Source organism: Staphylococcus debuckii, assembly GCF_003718735.1.
Classification (GTDB): Bacteria; Bacillota; Bacilli; order Staphylococcales; family Staphylococcaceae; genus Staphylococcus; species Staphylococcus debuckii.
Genome location: NZ_CP033460.1, coordinates 656,292 through 672,988 on the forward strand (window position 1 = coordinate 656,292; position 16,697 = coordinate 672,988).

Consider the following 16,697-nt stretch of genomic DNA (forward strand, 5'->3'; position numbering starts at 1 on the left):
ATTCCTCACATCTAAAAAACCGCTACCCAGCTTTAACACTAGATAGCGGTCTTGAGATAGTTTATTCCATTACATTAAGTTTCTGAAATCAAAGGGGATTTCTTTTTATGACAAGTTTCTTTAAAGAACTTATTTATCTTTTTTAGTTTGGTAACTTTGACTCGCTACTTTATTATTGTCGACAATTACATATTCAGGACGGATTGAAGTGCCTTCCATTGCATTAGTCAACATTTCTTCGACACCTTTTTGAATACGTTTTTGTGCTTCAACAGTCATACCTGAATAGTGCACAGTCATACCTGAATTTTTAAGTGAGCGCCAAGGATGATCTTTTGGTGCTGGTTGTGGGAACCAAACGTCGCCACCATATCTGATATGACCATCTTTAACTGCTTCAGTTACAGCATCTTTATCAACAATTGAGCCACGTGCACAGTTTACTAATACTGTACCTTTTTGCATTTTATCGATAACGGATTTATCAAATTTACCTTTTGTATCAGGAGTAAGTGGAGATTGAATGATGATAACATCAGAAGTTTCCACTAATTCATCAAATGGTAGATATTTGATGCCCATTTCTTTTTCTACATCTTCTTTACGGAATGGATCGTTATAACGTAAGTCTACGCCGAATGCTTTCAAGCATTGAGCAGTTAATTGACCGATACGTCCAAAGCCGAAGATACCAATTTTTTTCTCTTGTAATTCAAATGCGCCAGAACCTACTAATGGTAAGTCCCATTCGCCTTCAATTGCTTGTCTATGGCCTTCTTCATAGTTTCTAAGCAATAATAATGTTTCTAGAACATTTTGTTCAGCAACACTTTCATTGTTACTACCTGTTACTTCTGCAACAACAATACCATGTTCTGCAGCTGCTTCAATATCTACATGGTCAGAACCGATACCAGCTGTAATCGCATATTTAAGATTTTTAGCTTTTTCAATTCTTTCTTTAGTAATATAAGCAGGTAAGAATGGAGAAGAAATTACAACGTCCATATCCTCAACATATTGTTCAACTTCCTCATTGCTTGATACCAAGATAAGTTCGTTGTCAGTACCTTTCAAGAATTCAGGTAAACCTAAAGCTTCTTGTTTAGATAATAATTGAGTAGATTTTGTTGCTTCTGGGAATAATGCTACAATTTTCATTAAAAATCATTCTCCTTTTTAAATGATTATTGGCTGCTGTCTTCTTCTCTGTTTTTGGAAAAAAGTGCGGGCAAACAAAAAACTCCCATCACGCCACTTTGCACATAAATGTGCAGTGGAGATGGGAGTAGTAATCGGCACGGTCTGTACTTAATACCAATCCGCAGAAAAGAATATATATTTGAAGGCAACAGTCAGTTCGCTTTTGCCTTAGTTACGATGGATAGCTCAATAGTTAAAGATTAGCCAACTGCACATTAGTACAGCGTACCAATTTTGAAAAACTATCGAGAAAGTGTTGAGAATATTTCTCAACTACTTGATGTCTCAATTCTAATACGCATCGTTTTGTTTGTCAAACTTTTGTAACAAACTATTTATTTTTTAGACATATTTGTCGTAATTGTGACGAATAAAAATATGATTAAATGCTGGTATAATGCGATTTGTTGGGATGAGATAAGTGGCGGAAGAAATTTTATTATAGAATGAAAAATAATTTCAAGCTGGCTGATTTTGAGCAGTAATATTTAGGGCGATCGGAAGTTTTTGAGCAGGCTAATAGGGATATTTGGATATATTGGCCAAGAATAGAATCAACATGTCCAATATATGGATATATCGGCCAAGAATGGAGGCAACATGTCCAATATATGGATTTATTGGTCAAGAATGAGAGCAACGTGTCCAATATATGAGTTTATTGGCCAATAATAAGAGCAACATATCCAATATATGATTATATCGGCCAAGAATAAGAGCAACATGTCCAATATACCCATCAACTCTGATAACTGCAGCCTTCTTTTTCAACAACTAAGCAACTTAATAGACGGTAAGGTGTCTTCCTTCAGACAACCCGGAGACTTACCCCCTAATAGAATGAATTGGTATCTAAAATCGCGTGTGATAGTATATAGGTTGAATTATAGTAACTATACTTTATTGACTTCGAACTATAGAGAAAGGAAGTCGCCGCTATGAAACGCTATTTTCAGGAAATCGGACACAAATTATGGTTCAATCTTTTATCAATCATCTTAGGAATAATTTTATTCGCCATTTATCTAATGTTTAACAAAGATTATCTATGGCTCGGATTTATATTTGCGATAATAATAATTATTCCCGCATATGGAAATATAAGAAACGCTAAAAAATCTTCACTCGACATACAACGAGCGAAGATTTTTTAATTATTGTTCTTTACTTTTTTCTTTACTCAAAGCTTTACGCATTTGTTGGCGTGAGCCATACGTACTTTCGCGCACGAGTTTCTCATTACGCATACCTGCTCCAATAGCACCTGCGATAGTTGAAATAGAGGCTGCGAACCAGGCAATAAAGATATAAAGTGAGAACGGTGCTGCATGTTTCAATTCGAGTTGCCGTCCTAAGAAGCCGGATGGCAACAAGATTAATGCCGCAATAATGTAGAGCAGCATTAAGACAATGTAATAAATCAACACGGACGTTCCCAGCGTCGTCAACGTCGTCATATTATATAATCGCGTGATTTTGCGGTTTTGACTATAACGCGTGGATTCCCATAAGTTATGCGCCAAGATAATCCAAGCAATCATACCGATAATAGCAAAGAGGGAAAGTACGGTTAATCTTCCTGCTGTAAAAGTATTGCCGAGTTGCCACATCGTAGAGAAAATCATCCCTGAAGCACCGGTTGTAAAGGCAATAGCGATGACACTGTTCATACTTTGCATCAGACGCAGCGGGTTATTGGCGAAAGTCATTCCGCTTAATAAACGTAAGTTGCCGCTGATTTTCGAAGCTACAATATACCGGATATGCATGGTATGTGTTTCGTCTGCATAGGTCCGTATTTTTCTTAAGTTAGAAAAAGGAAAGATATTGCGATACTCTTTCTGGCGTTCTTCATCATCTTTTTCATTATCATCTTTGGCATGATCACTAAATTGAAGATTGATTTCATGGATAACGGTGATGATGGTTTTTTCTAGACGTTTAGTAAGGGGGCGCCAACCATATGCTGGAATAGAAATCATACTCGCGCCGTTTTCTTCGTTGATATCCACAGCGATAACCGCTTCATTATCATGAAACAAAGGCAAATCGGTTAAACTGATAATATAATTCCAATTATAGCGGTCTAAGTAGTCTTCTGTTTTTTGATAGGCTTTATCAGCTTCTTCAGCTGAGCCGGTTAATGCGTTGACTATGACTTCAATTTTCCATTTATATTGAGACGAAATATATTTTGAAAGCAAGTCAGGCAATGCATCTACCATTTTATGCGAGAGTTTATTGGCAATACCAGGCGCAGCCACGATGCCTACTACTAACTGTTCCACATTTTAGCCTCCTTTCTGTTCTTTTATATTTTTCTCGGAATCAGAAGAATAATATTTGCTGGATTCCCATTCTTTAGCTTCTCTATAGCGAGCACGTTGACGATAAGAATAAGTCATATCTCTAATTTTTTCTTCATTTTCCACAGAAGCGCCTAAAGCACCTGCCAAGAAACCGAGTGATGTGATAAACCATGTAAGATATAAGAATTGTCCCCAAGTTCTTATGCCATGATTGGAAGTCATCATATTATATAAGTCATTCGGTACGAATAAGGCGACGCTGATCATGAGCAGTACAAATAAGATGACATAGCTGAGTGCAATAATAATCAGTAATGTCATGACAGTGGTAATATTGTAGACCGTCCGATAGGTCCGCGTCGTCAGAGAAGACGGCGGCTCCCATAATCTATGCGCGTACATAATCCATAACGCCATACCGCCGACTGCAAGAATGGTCATCAATATAAAGCGCAAATTGGAGAATTCGATACTCATCTGCCAAGGCGTTGAGAAAATGGTTAAATACGTAGCTGTGGCAAATGACAATGAAATAATCTTCTTGAAATTTGGTATCTCTTTCCAAGGTTCATTGGCACGCGTCATACCGAATAATAAGAAAATCCAACTGATAATTAACGGTTTGAGTATAAAGCGCGTCGTAGTATGAGATTTAGAAGTTTCATCTCCATCTTCTTGTTCTGTCGCTGTCTCCATATCGTTATCTTGCTTTTGGTCTAAAGGTGCGGTTTCAGGTTTGATGCGTGTAATCCAAGATAAATTCAATTTGTGTTGCTGATTAGCTTCATCATCATGTTGAGAACGATAAATACTTTCAGCAAAATACAGCAAGGATTGTTTTAGTTTTTTCCGCAAACCGATCCAACCTAAAGCAGGCAAGGAAATCAGTGCAGTGGCATGTGTTTCATCCAGATTACCGACGATAACACGACGATTTGAGACGATAGGAAGGTCAGTAACCACAATGCCGTAATCCCAGTTATGTTCTTGTTTAACATTCTGGGCTGCATCCAAACTTTTATTTACATCTTCGGCTGAACCGATAAGCGGATCGACGGTCACATGAAAATGCCATTCTGCATCGGTGTTCAGTTCTCGATTCAAAATGGTAGGCAAATCTTCAATTACTTTGTTGGATAAGCGTTCTGGAAATCCAGGAGCAGCGATAATGCCCACGTTAAACGTTGTCATTCTGCAACCTCCTTTCTAAAGCTTTCTTTTCAGCAAAAAAATTCGTAATTTATAATTTAAATTTAATTTACGAATAAGTCAAATTGTACATGTATTAATTTCCCTGAATGCAGAGTGGAAAAACGCTTGAATCGTCAATAAGGTTTTTTAATAAAAGTAAAATATTGTATAACTTACTTATTGATTTTGCCTTAAGATTGTTTCAGCAATTAAGTTGAAATAAATTTTTTTGAAAAATACGAGCATCATTCTTTAATGTCACTCAAATATGTATTATCATTATTATGTAACATAAAATACAAGTGTAATATAATCTGGAAGGGAATGATAATAATGGAATGTGTGGTGCCGATTAAAGATAAAGCGCACATCGAAGCGATGTATCAAGTTTTGCAGCAGCACAGCCAACGTGACTATTTATTGTTAAGCTTTGCGATACATACGGGAGTGAAATTGAGTACACTGCTTAGTCTGCGTGTTGCAGATGTGGTAGAACATCACCGAAATGAAGCGGATGATCAAACGCTACACACTATCCATACCCAAGACATTATTCAATCATGGTCAAATCCGCAATTCCCTGAAATTGTAGTACCGCTTCCATCCTCATTACGTCAAGCTTTGGCTGTGTATATCTCACAAGGGGACTGCACTCTCCAGAGTTTTCTTTTCCAGTCGAGTAGAACGAAGAAGCAGTTGTCACGTCAGCAGGCGTATCGTATTATTCATCAGGCTGCGGAGGAGGTTGAGCTGGCGCATATTGGTTTGCAGTCGTTGCGCAAGACGTTTGCGTATCATGCTTATCAGGCGGGCACTCCGGTTACGGTGATTCAGAAGTATCTGGGGCATCAGTCGCTGGCTGAAACGATTAAGTTTATGGATGTGCCGTATGTGTCGAAGGCGATTGAGATTCATTTGGATATTTAATTTTATGTTGCCGTGTATTTTCATTTGTATAACTCAATAGATAGAAAGGAGTTTTCCGAAATATGAGCCTCTTATGGTTGTTTGTTTTTGTGATGGTCATCATGTTGGTCATTTTGTTGACGAATATGAAAGTGCATCCCTCACGGACATTAGAACCTGATATTCCAACTGAAACTGGTGCGGACGCTACAGTGCAGCAGACGCAGCTGTTTAGTAAGCAGCCGTTTGCACGTTTCTCAGGTTGGATTGCCCTCATTGCCCCTGTCGTCAGTGCTGTGTATTTTATATTAGCGATTTCACATATAGCTGACGGCCGTTTAACTACAGTTTCACTGCCTTGGATGCCCGCCATTGATTTAGATTTAGCGTTTCGACTGGACGGGTTATCGATGATATTTGCTTTGTTGATCACCTTGATAGGAACAGGTGTAGTATTATATGCCAATGCGTATTTATCGAAAGCACATGACGACTTGCCAAGATTCTATTTTTATTTAATTTTATTTATGTTCGCCATGCTCGGTGTAGTGTTAGCAGATAATACTATATTGCTGTATGTATTTTGGGAATTAACGAGTATTGCCTCATTTTTATTAATTTCTTATTGGTATAATCGCCAAGCGAGTCAGGACGGAGCGTTGAAGTCCTTCTTGATTACGGTATTCGGCGGTATGTTCATGCTGATCGGATTCATTATTATTTATAGTATTTCTGGCACTAATACGATTTCTGAATTGGTAACCCAAACAGACACGTTGAGCCAATCGCCTTGGTATCCTTTTGCAGTGGTGTGTATTTTAATCGGCGCCTTTACCAAATCTGCTCAGTTTCCTTTTCATATTTGGCTGCCGGATGCAATGGAGGCGCCGACACCAGTCAGTGCTTATTTGCATTCTGCCACGATGGTTAAAGCTGGATTGTATCTCTTGTTCCGCTTCACTCCGATTTTAAGTTATGCCCCATGGGTCGGCTACATTGTCATCACAGTCGGTATCGTCACGTTAGCAGTCGGTTCGTTTGTGGCAGTCGGACAACGCGATTTGAAAGGGTTATTAGCCTATTCCACTATCAGTCAACTCGGCATGATTATGTCTATGGTTGGTTTCGGTATGTTGACGTACAGTCTGCACCGATCTTTTGTAGAATTTTTCGTTATCAGCCTCTTTGCGGGTCTCTTCCATCTCATTAACCATGCACTGTTTAAGAGCGTCTTGTTCATGGGCGTCGGTATTATCGATCATGAAACGGGCACAAGAAATCTTGCCAACTTAGGTGGTTTGAGAAAAGTATTACCAGTAACAGCAACAATCATGACCATCAGTGCGATGGCCATGGCAGGTTTACCGTTCTTCAATGGCTTCTTATCAAAAGAAATGTTCTTTACTACTTTAGTCAATGCAGGAAAGTTGCCCATAGATGATCAAATCTTTATGAGTGTAATGTTGGTCATTGCAGTAGGTGCCAGTGTTTTAACCTTTGTTTATAGTTTGAGAATGGTGAAAGATACGTTCTGCGGACCTTTGAAAAGGGATAAATTGCCGCAGGTACCTGGTCATGAACCGGTGTCGATGTATCTTGCACCGGTCATTATCGTGTGCGGTCTCCCGTTATTTTTCATCATTCCGAATATCTTAGGAAAGTATCTGATTACTCCAGCTTTACGCGATATCAACCATACCGCGACCGTAGTAAAATATATTCCGCATGTTGAAGCGTGGCATGGATTTACTACAGAATTACTCATTACTTTAGTTATTTATACAGTCGGTATCTTGCTGTTATGGCGTTCGCATTGGATGGAAGTATATAACAAGCTGCCTTCTATCTTGAGTATCAATACGCTGTATAATGCGATGTTGAAATGGAGTGAAGGTTTTAGTCGCCGTAATATGCAGACGATGATGAATAACAAATTGAACCAATACTTGCATGTGATTTATCTGATGTTCTTCGGCATGCTAGTCTATGGATTCGTCAAAGTAGGATGGATTCCAATTAAAGGATTTAAAATGACGCCGTTCACTTGGTTCGAAATCTTAGTCTTAGTGAATATCGCTATTCTTTCAGCGGCTTTATTATACATTCGTGAACGGATGGCGATGGTTATTTTGAATGGGGTGATCGGTTATTCGATTGCCATTGTATTTATTTTGATGAAAGCACCTGATTTAGCAATGACTCAATTAGTTATTGAAACTATTACGACGATTCTCTTCTTGCTGGTATTCTATCACTTACCGAACGTGCAGCGTGATAAGGTGCAGTGGGGGAGAGAAGCGGTGAAGTTGGTTATTGCATTCATGATGGCGATTTTCGTCATGACTTTTGTCGTGATTGCATTACAAGATCCTCCATTCCAAAAGATTTCGCAGTTTTATGAGAACAGCTATGATTTAGCCGGTTCGAAAAATATTGTCAATGCGATTCTCGGAGATTTCCGTGCACTGGATACGATGCTGGAGGGTATCGTGATTATGATTGTCGGACTCGGTATCTTCGCGTTAGTCAAATTCAAGATCAGAAAGGGTGAGTCGAATGAAAGAAAATGATATTGTTCTGGAAACCATCTCGAAAGTAGCGGTATTTATTATTCTGACTTTCGGTGCGTATATCTTTCTTGCAGGACATGATAATCCAGGCGGCGGCTTTATCGGCGGCTTGGTTTTCAGCTCAGCCTTTATTCTGATGTTCTTAGCCTTTGATGTACAGAAAGTAGTGAGATCGCTTCCGATAGACTTCCGGGCAGTGACTATTTCAGGTTGTCTGCTGTCTATTGCTACAGCCGTAGTCCCAATTTTCTTTGGCCATCCGCTGCTCTCTCACGAAGATGTGTACGTCACTTTACCCTTGTTGGAAAAGATACACCTTTCAAGTGTCACGATATTTGAATTCGGTATTTTACTGACCGTAGTAGGTGCCGTCACAACCATTATGTTAGCGATAAGTGGTGATAAAAGTTGAATGTCATACTCATTATGATTATAGGAATTTTAACCTTTGCAGGAACGTATATGATTCTATCTAAAAACTTAATCCGTATTGTCTTAGGAACGGCCATTTACACCCATGTCGCCAATTTAGTGATCTTAGCTATGAGCGGCTTTAACGGTAAAAATGTACCGATTATCAATGGTGAAGGGCGCAACTTTGTAGACCCGTTGCCCCAAGCATTGATTTTAACAGCGATTGTCATCGGTTTTGCGGTGACAGCTTTCTTGCTCGTATTAGTTTACAGAACTTACAAAGTTACACGTGTAAACCGTATTGAAGCCTTGAGCGGAGAGGATGATGACGTCGATGAATAACTTATTGCTCGTTCCCTTATTAGTCCCGCTGATTACCGGACTCGTCTTATTCTTCTTCAAGGAACGTTTGATGGTCACACGGCGTATTGCGATTACGATGTTGATAGTGACGACAGCTGTGTCAATCTACTTGTTAATCCATGTCTTTAATACCAAACCGCTCGTCATCAACTTTGGAGATTGGAAGCCGCCATTCGGAATTCAATTTGTCGGCGATACCTTGGCACTCTTTTTCACTACTATCGCCAACTTTGTCGTCACGGTCATTATTTATTTCGGTTTCGGAAAAAAGGAACACTTGGCCAACCGCTATTTCTTACCGTCTTTCATATTGTTTATGTTAACAGGGGTGAATGGCAGTTTCTTAACCGCCGATATCTTTAATTTATATGTCATGTTCGAAATTATGCTGATTTCCTCGTTTGTACTTTTAACCTTAGGCCAAACCTTGGAGCAACTGCGTGCCAGTGTGATTTATGTCGTTATGAACGTAGTCAGTTCATGGTTCTTCTTGATCGGCATTGCGTATTTATATGGGACACTCGGTACATTGAACTTCGGACATTTAGCGATGCGTTTGACTGAAAGTGGCCAACCGCCTGCCATGACGATGGTGGCGATTATGATGATTTTCGTCTTCGGCGGCAAGGCAGCACTCGTCATGTTTATGTGGTTGCCGAAAGCGTATGCGGCATTGAATACAGAACTCGCAGCACTCTTTGCAGGTTTAATGACGAAAGTCGGTGTTTACGCATTAATTCGCGTCATGACCTTGCTCTTTAATCATCAGCCGGATATCACGCACCAATTAATGTACTATATGGCGATTATTACTATGATTATCGGGGCAGTCGGTGTCTTAGGTTATGAAGATGTGAAGAAAATTGCAGCCTACCAAGTGATATTATCCATCGGTTTTTCCGTGATGGGTATCAGTGTATTGAATGAAGCGGGTATTACCGGAGCTATTTATTACGCAGGTCACGACATCATCATTAAAACCTTACTCTTCTTAGTCTTAGGTGTCTTTGTGGTTCAATGCAACTCACGCAGTTACAAGAACGTGGGCGGCTTGATTCATGTGCATCCGAGCCTCGGCATTATCTTCTTTATCCTAACACTATCGATTGGAGGAGTACCGCCCTTCAGCGGATTCCCTGGTAAAGTCTTGATTATTCAAGGCGCCTTGGAAAAAGGCTATATCACCGGCGTCGTAGTCTTAGTGCTCACAAGTATTATTGCTATGTACAGCTTACTGCGAATCTTCTTCGTGATGTATTTCGGCAGAGAAGATATTCCGAAAGTACATCCTGTACCATTGCCGACACACAAGATTATCGCTATGTTTCTATTGACTGCAGCGACTGTATTGATGGGCGTCTGTGGCGAATGGTTCTTAGATTTCGCACGCCAAGCAGCAGAATTAAATTTGCATCCAAGCGAGTACATTAAAGCAATTATTCCCAATGTGAAAGTGGAGGTGGATTGATGTTAGCACAATTAACGTTAAATATTTTAATCGCATTCTTGTGGACGTTATTCCAAGATGAAGATAAGTTTCATTTGTCCACTTTCATTGCCGGCTATTTAATTGGTATTGTAATTGTTTATTTAATACATCGTTTCTTCTTCAAACGCGTATTCTATTTAAAGAAAGTTTGGGTGATATTTAAATTTATTATCGTTTATAATGTGCAGTTGATTATTTCTAGTTTCTCAACCATTAATTATATTCTCTTTAAATCCGATGATATGAATCCAGGTTTATTAATTTATGAAACTTCTTTAAAGAGAGATTGGGCAATTACCTTATTGACCTTGCTGATTATGTTGACGCCAGGTTCATTAGTATTACGGATATCACCAGACGGTAGTCGCTTCTTTATTCACGCAATCGATGTATCAGAAAGAGACAAAGCCATTTTAACGAAACAAATTAAAAAATATGAACGCTTAATCTGGGAGGTGCTCAAATGATTGAAACCATTATTATGTGGATGATACACGCAGCACTCGTGATTTACGGACTCGCAGTCATCGTCGCAATGTACCGCGTCGTCAAAGGACCGACCACACCTAATAGAGTCGTTGCTTTCGATTCAATCGGTGCCATGGTCATTTCAATCGTAGGACTCTTAAGCATTGTGCTAGATACATTGAGCTTCTTAGATGCCAGCCTAATTATCGCTATCTTAGCCTTCTTGAGTACGATCGGCATTTCACGTTTCGTGGAAGGGGGACGCATCTTTGAATCTAAACGAGATCGTTAGTTTATTCGCAGCAGTTCTAATACTCCTAGGTTCCATCGTTGCCTTGATCAGCGCCATTGGTATCGTCAAATTCAAAGACGTCTTCTTACGCGCACACGCAGCGACTAAGAGCTCCACACTATCCGTGCTGCTCTCCTTGACCGGCGTCTTTATCTACTTCCTGATGTTGCGCGATTACTTCAGCGTCCGCACCTTGCTGACCATACTTTTCCTATATCTGACCTCGCCAGTAGCAGGACAGATGATTGTACGAGCAGCCTATAACATAGGTTCTTATATGTATATGAAAGACTCTCAGAGAAAAGGTACTTCCTTGAACATCGCCTACAATCGTAAAGAGGCGCTTAAGAACCGTAAATTGCGCGCAGCCAGAAGAAAAGAAATTACAGAAGCCTTCAGAAAAGGGGAAAGAGAACCAACTATCAGTTATAAGCCCTATAAAAAGAAAAAATAACAACTATAATAGAGAAATGAAGGAGTGATATAACATGTCACTGAATAAAGAACAACGCGCAATAACCAGTGAGGAACTCAAAGCACACTTTGCAAAATCAACATTAAGCAAAGCGGATTTAGCAGATGCTTTAGATGTTTCAGTTGAAGACATTGAGCATGTGTTAGCAATGAAAGCACCTAAATTCGGTGCGAAGTTACAAAGATTTATCCATCTCGTATGGGATGTACGAGATGAAATTAATCATGAAATTCGTAAACACGGTAAAGAACCCGCACCTTATACCTATTTAAAAGGAGAGAAAGAAGACTACTGGTTCTTGCAATAAGTAAAATTTAGACGGCTTTGAAACAGGTGGGGAAACACTTGTTTTAAGGTCGTCTTTATCTATTCGACAATACTATACTTTTAGTAGGATATGTAGAGGATATTAAAATACAAGATAATATTATAGTAAAACGCTTTAGAAAGCGCTATAATGAAATAACAGAGAATTCAGAATTAAGCTTATCCTCTTGACTATGTGAATATGTTCACATAAAATAATAAGTGAGATAAGATTTATTCAATTACATTAATTTTTTAGAATCGAGGGAGTAATTATGACAAGAATTAAGTTTTTTGGTACACGCGATTATGAAAAAGACATGGCTTTAAATTGGGCTAAGGAAAATGATGTGGAAGTTTCATTTTCAGATGACTTTTTAAGCTATGATACTTTAGATCAACTTGAAGGATTTGACGGGGTTACAACAATGCAGTTCGGCAAACTTGAACCTGAAGCTTATCCTAAGTTAGAGGAAATGGGAATTAAACAAATCGCGCAACGTACTGCAGGATTTGATATGTACGACTTAGATTTAGCTAAAAAACACGGCATCATCGTATCAAATGTTTCTAGCTACTCTCCAGAAACAATTGCTGAATACGCAGTAGCGGCTGCATTGAACCTTGTACGTCATTTCCCACAAATTGAAAAACGCGTTCAAGATTACAACTTCACTTGGGAAGCACCAATCATGTCTAAACCAGTGAAAAATATGACAGTTGCTATCATCGGAACAGGCCGTATCGGTGCCTTGACTGGTGAATTATTTGCAGGTTTCGGTGCGAAAGTTGTAGGTTATGACTTATATCCTAATGATTCATTAGATTTCTTAGAATATAAAGATTCAATTGAAGAAGCGGTTAAAGATGCAGATATCGTATCATTGCATATGCCAGCTACTAAAGAAAATCATCACGCATTCAATAAAGAAATGTTTGATAAATTCAAAGACGGTGCTGTATTAGTCAATGCTGCACGTGGCGCAATGGTAGATACTGAAGCAATGATTGATGCTATAGACAGTGGTAAATTATTAGGTGCTGCAGTGGATACGTATGAATTCGAAATGCCATACTTCACTTTTGATTGGTCTGATAAAGAATTAGAAGACGACACATTCAAACGCTTAATCGAAAATGAAAGAATTCAATTGACACCACATATCGCATTCTTCTCAGATGAAGCGGTACGTAACTTAGTTGAAGGCGGTTTAAACGCTGCATTGAACGTTATTAACACAGGCGATACACCAACTCGCTTGAACTAAATTTGTTGAGTCGAAGTTTTAAATCATAAAGAAGCCGGAACAGTATTGTACTGCTCCGGCTTTTCTTATGGAAAAAAGAAAGCTTTTATCTCCAACCTTTACTTTTTCGAAGTACGGTTTTTAAAGCCGCCAAATCGATATGCAACATAAAGCAAGAGCAACCAGAATGGTGAGAAGTACAACGCTACACGCGTATCTTCAGCTAAGAACAGAATTACAATTACGATTGCGAAGAATACCAGCGTGCTATAAGATCCGATAACTCCGAAGAAGTTCTTGAACTTAGATTGAGCATGCAACTCTGGATGCTGCTTACGATACTTGATGTAGCAAATTAAGATAATCGTCCAAATAAAGATGAAGAATATTGTCGCTACAGTAGTAACCACTGTAAATACAGTATCTGGAATAATATAGTTCAAAAGTGCTGCCAAGAATAAAACGACGCCTGAGAATATTAACGCGTTATAAGGAACGCCATGACGATTAGCTTTACCGAGTGAGCTTGGTGCACTCTTAGAAACTGCAAGACCATAAACCATACGGCTATTACTGAACAAGCCGCTGTTCGCAGCACTGGCCGCTGAAGTCAGTACAACAAAGTTAACAATACCGGCAGCTGCTGGAATACCTGCAAGTACGAATAAATTAACAAATGGACTTTCATTTGGATCTAGTTTATTCCAAGGCGTGATACTCATAATCACCATCAAACTGATGACATAGAAAATAATGATACGGAGTCCGACACTGTTAATCGCTTTCGGCAAGTTCTTTTCAGGATCCTTCGTTTCACGTGCGGTTACACCGACGAGTTCAATTCCTACAAAGCTGAAGACCGCCATTTGAAAGGCGAGTAAGAAGCCCATCATACCGTTCGGGAAAAATCCTCCGTGTGAATAAAGATTGCTGAAACCACTCTTGATGTGGTTAGCAGAAGTAAAACCAGTGAAAATCATCCATAAACCGATTGCAATTAAGAATAAAATCGCAATTACTTTAATAATGGCAAACCAGAATTCGATTTCACCATAGACTTTAACCGTCATTAAGTTCAAACCTAAAAGTAAGATAACTGTGATAATCGCTGTCAGATAAGGCGGTACGCTTGGCCACCAGAAGTTGATATACTTCGTTACAGCCGTGATATCAGCAATACCTGTAGCCACCCAACAGAACCAATACGTCCATCCTGTAAAGAAGCCGGCCATATGCCCAAGATAATCATCAGCGATATCGATAAATGAGTTGTAGTTGCTATTAGACAGTAATAATTCACCTAAGGCACGCATCATAATGAATAAAAAGAAACCGATGATGATATAGGCAAGTAAAATGGAAGGCCCAGCTAACGCAATACTTTTTCCTGCCCCCAAGAATAATCCAGTACCGATTGCGCCCCCAATGGCAATCAATTGAATGTGCCGGTTACTCATACTGCGTTTTAAATCGTTGTTTTCCATAATATGTCTCCTCTCGATGTTGATGGAAAAAGATGGCATACAAGCTGTATTTCACCTAATCCCTATTTATATTGCACGGAATAGAATCTATATAATGAAGTATTATACACTAAATTTATTCTTTGAATAGTCTGATTTTTAAATTTTCTTAATATATTGAAAATGAAAGCGTTTTAAATATTACTTTAAGATGTTTAAGCTGAATTATGATAAATATGTGAAATGGATTTTCAAATGTATGAAACAGGGTATGGGAACAAAGAATACATCATTTGAGAGAGGGAGAAACAAAGATGAAACGCATCATGATTATGTTATTGGCTTGTGGGTGTATATTATCAGCGTGCTCTATGTCTGGAGATAAAGAAGCGGAGCATAAAGATAAGCCAGAGAAAAAAATAACCCAAAAGCAGCCGACTGAAAAAGACGCGTCTAAAATTAATTTGCATCCAGAAATCTTTACTAAAAAAGCTAAGAATAAAAATATCAGTGAAGCAGAAATGAAGCGAGACATTCAACAATATCTCAATGCAGATCACGATTTAACTAAGATTTCTGAGCATTATCAAGATGCCATGTATTCAGAGAAAGGTTTGAGCAAAGAAGAAGCAAATCATATTAAACAGGCTGGAAAACTGACAGATAAAAATGATAATAATTTCGCTGACTACATTAATCAAAACAAATTGCCAAAAGGCTATGATAGAAACACGCATAAAATCAGTCGTTATATTACTACTTCCAATCAGTATTTAAGAGATATGGAAGAGAAAATCGATTCGGTTATGGAAAATTCTAAAGACGGAAAAGTTTCTATCAAAGAAATCGGTGACATAGGCACAGATAGTGATGTGGTAAATGGCAAACAACAAAAGCAAATTGAAGATTGGTTAGATAAAAAAGGCATTCAGACACGCGCATTTACAAAATAATGAGTAAACCACAAAGAAGGTAAGGAACGGTAACATTTTGTAAGAATGTTACTGTTCTTTTTTTCATACGTTATAAGTAGATGAGGGTATAATGAAAGCAAGATTAAGCAATAGTCTTCTCGAATATAGATAAAGTAGGTGGTTTGAAATGGTACAGGTATTAGAAATTCATAATTTAACTAAACGTTTCGGCAAGTTCCAAGCGCTTTCTCATTTAAATTTAACAATTAAAGAGGGAGAAATTTTCGGCTATATAGGACCTAATGGTGCAGGTAAGTCGACAACTATCAAAACAATCTTGGGATTATTGAAACCCACTGAAGGAAGTGTGACATTATTCGGTCAAGATGCTTTTAAGCAACCCGTCAACATTCATCAACATATCGCCTATGTACCAGGTGATGTGAATTTGTGGCCGAATTTAACTGGCGGAGAAGTCATCGATTTTTTATTAAGTTTGCAAACACATGTAAATCATGCACGAAAACAAGAGTTGATTGAACGTTTTGAGCTGGATATTCGGAAGAAATGCAGCGCCTATTCAAAAGGAAACCGTCAGAAAGTGGCTTTGGTAACAGCGTTAAGTATAGATGCCGAACTTTATATCTTTGACGAACCGACTGCAGGATTGGATCCGTTGATGGAAAAGGTATTTCAAGAGTATGTACGAGATTGTAAAGCACGCGGTAAAACCGTACTACTCTCAAGCCATATTCTCTCTGAAGTAGAGCAACTATGTGATCGCGTAGGCATTATTCGAAAAGGCAAGATGGTAGAAGTCGGTACATTAGAAGAAATGCGCCATCTGACACGCATGCGCTTTACAGTAGAAACAGCACAACCTTTGCAAGATGTTGAACAACAAACTGGGATTCATGATTTATCAAAACAAGAGGACGTATACCGTTTTCAAGTAGATTCTGATCAGGTGGGCGAAGTCATTCAATACTTGAGTCGCTTCCATGTAAAAAAATTAGAGAGTCAACCTCCAACACTGGAAGACTTATTCTTGCGTCATTACGGCGAAGAAATTAAAGAAGGTGATTAA

At 38.7% G+C, this 16,697-nt stretch carries 16 protein-coding genes; 12 read left to right on the top strand and 4 right to left on the bottom strand.

Annotation, left to right across the window (positions count from 1 at the left end; translation table 11 throughout):
• Positions 1-129 precede the first annotated feature (129 nt).
• The 3 genes from CNQ82_RS02870 to CNQ82_RS02885 all read right to left on the bottom strand — a co-directional run bounded on the left by CNQ82_RS02870 (position 130) and on the right by CNQ82_RS02885 (position 4,703).
• Positions 130-1,161, bottom strand: coding sequence for an NAD-dependent formate dehydrogenase (locus CNQ82_RS02870; RefSeq protein ID WP_123144001.1), 1,032 nt, complete (start codon positions 1,159-1,161; stop codon positions 130-132).
• Between the two features lie 1,196 nt (positions 1,162-2,357).
• The gene (locus CNQ82_RS02880; protein WP_123144003.1) at positions 2,358-3,491 is read right to left on the bottom strand and encodes a 5,10-methylene-tetrahydrofolate dehydrogenase; all 1,134 of its coding nucleotides are present in this window, start codon (positions 3,489-3,491) and stop codon (positions 2,358-2,360) included.
• A gap of 3 nt (positions 3,492-3,494) precedes the next feature.
• Positions 3,495-4,703, bottom strand: a complete 1,209-nt coding sequence (locus tag CNQ82_RS02885) for a hypothetical protein (protein ID WP_123144004.1) — start codon at positions 4,701-4,703, stop codon at positions 3,495-3,497.
• Positions 4,704-5,036: 333 nt separating this feature from the next.
• Here CNQ82_RS02885 and CNQ82_RS02890 point away from each other — a divergent pair, with 333 nt between their 5' ends.
• The 10 genes from CNQ82_RS02890 to CNQ82_RS02935 all read left to right on the top strand — a co-directional run bounded on the left by CNQ82_RS02890 (position 5,037) and on the right by CNQ82_RS02935 (position 13,254).
• Complete coding sequence (locus CNQ82_RS02890; protein WP_123144005.1) at positions 5,037-5,630, top strand: tyrosine-type recombinase/integrase; 594 nt, start codon at positions 5,037-5,039, stop codon at positions 5,628-5,630.
• A gap of 62 nt (positions 5,631-5,692) precedes the next feature.
• The gene (locus CNQ82_RS02895) at positions 5,693-8,179 is read left to right on the top strand and encodes a DUF4040 family protein (RefSeq protein WP_123144006.1); all 2,487 of its coding nucleotides are present in this window, start codon (positions 5,693-5,695) and stop codon (positions 8,177-8,179) included.
• Positions 8,166-8,591, top strand: coding sequence for a monovalent cation/H+ antiporter subunit B (locus CNQ82_RS02900; RefSeq protein ID WP_123144007.1), 426 nt, complete (start codon positions 8,166-8,168; stop codon positions 8,589-8,591). Before CNQ82_RS02895 ends, CNQ82_RS02900 begins: the two co-directional genes overlap by 14 nt.
• A complete protein-coding gene (locus tag CNQ82_RS02905; protein ID WP_123144008.1) occupies positions 8,588-8,935 on the top strand; it encodes a Na(+)/H(+) antiporter subunit C in 348 nt (115 codons plus the stop codon). The genes CNQ82_RS02900 and CNQ82_RS02905 overlap by 4 nt, the downstream gene beginning before the upstream one ends.
• Entirely contained in the window at positions 8,928-10,424 is a 1,497-nt protein-coding gene (locus CNQ82_RS02910; protein ID WP_123144009.1) for a Na+/H+ antiporter subunit D, read from the top strand. Before CNQ82_RS02905 ends, CNQ82_RS02910 begins: the two co-directional genes overlap by 8 nt.
• Entirely contained in the window at positions 10,424-10,912 is a 489-nt protein-coding gene (locus tag CNQ82_RS02915) for a Na+/H+ antiporter subunit E (RefSeq protein ID WP_123144010.1), read from the top strand. Before CNQ82_RS02910 ends, CNQ82_RS02915 begins: the two co-directional genes overlap by 1 nt.
• The gene (locus tag CNQ82_RS02920) at positions 10,909-11,205 is read left to right on the top strand and encodes a monovalent cation/H+ antiporter complex subunit F (protein ID WP_123144011.1); all 297 of its coding nucleotides are present in this window, start codon (positions 10,909-10,911) and stop codon (positions 11,203-11,205) included. Before CNQ82_RS02915 ends, CNQ82_RS02920 begins: the two co-directional genes overlap by 4 nt.
• Complete coding sequence (locus tag CNQ82_RS02925; RefSeq protein WP_123144012.1) at positions 11,183-11,659, top strand: Na+/H+ antiporter subunit G; 477 nt, start codon at positions 11,183-11,185, stop codon at positions 11,657-11,659. The genes CNQ82_RS02920 and CNQ82_RS02925 overlap by 23 nt, the downstream gene beginning before the upstream one ends.
• A 34-nt stretch (positions 11,660-11,693) precedes the next feature.
• Positions 11,694-11,987 carry a DUF2316 family protein gene (locus tag CNQ82_RS02930; protein ID WP_123144013.1) on the top strand — a complete coding sequence of 98 codons (294 nt, stop codon included), beginning with the start codon at positions 11,694-11,696 and terminating at the stop codon, positions 11,985-11,987.
• A 274-nt stretch (positions 11,988-12,261) separates the two neighbouring features.
• Positions 12,262-13,254, top strand: coding sequence for a D-lactate dehydrogenase (locus tag CNQ82_RS02935; protein ID WP_123144014.1), 993 nt, complete (start codon positions 12,262-12,264; stop codon positions 13,252-13,254).
• Positions 13,255-13,352: 98 nt separating this feature from the next.
• On the opposite strand, the gene CNQ82_RS02940 is transcribed toward CNQ82_RS02935, so the two are convergent.
• Entirely contained in the window at positions 13,353-14,717 is a 1,365-nt protein-coding gene (locus CNQ82_RS02940) for an amino acid permease (protein WP_123144015.1), read from the bottom strand.
• Positions 14,718-15,010: 293 nt separating this feature from the next.
• On the opposite strand from CNQ82_RS02940, the gene CNQ82_RS02945 reads away from it, so the two are divergent.
• Together CNQ82_RS02945 and CNQ82_RS02950 are read left to right on the top strand one after the other, a co-directional pair.
• A complete protein-coding gene (locus CNQ82_RS02945; protein WP_123144016.1) occupies positions 15,011-15,649 on the top strand; it encodes an NDxxF motif lipoprotein in 639 nt (212 codons plus the stop codon).
• Positions 15,650-15,797: 148 nt separating this feature from the next.
• The gene (locus tag CNQ82_RS02950) at positions 15,798-16,697 is read left to right on the top strand and encodes an ABC transporter ATP-binding protein (protein WP_123144017.1); all 900 of its coding nucleotides are present in this window, start codon (positions 15,798-15,800) and stop codon (positions 16,695-16,697) included.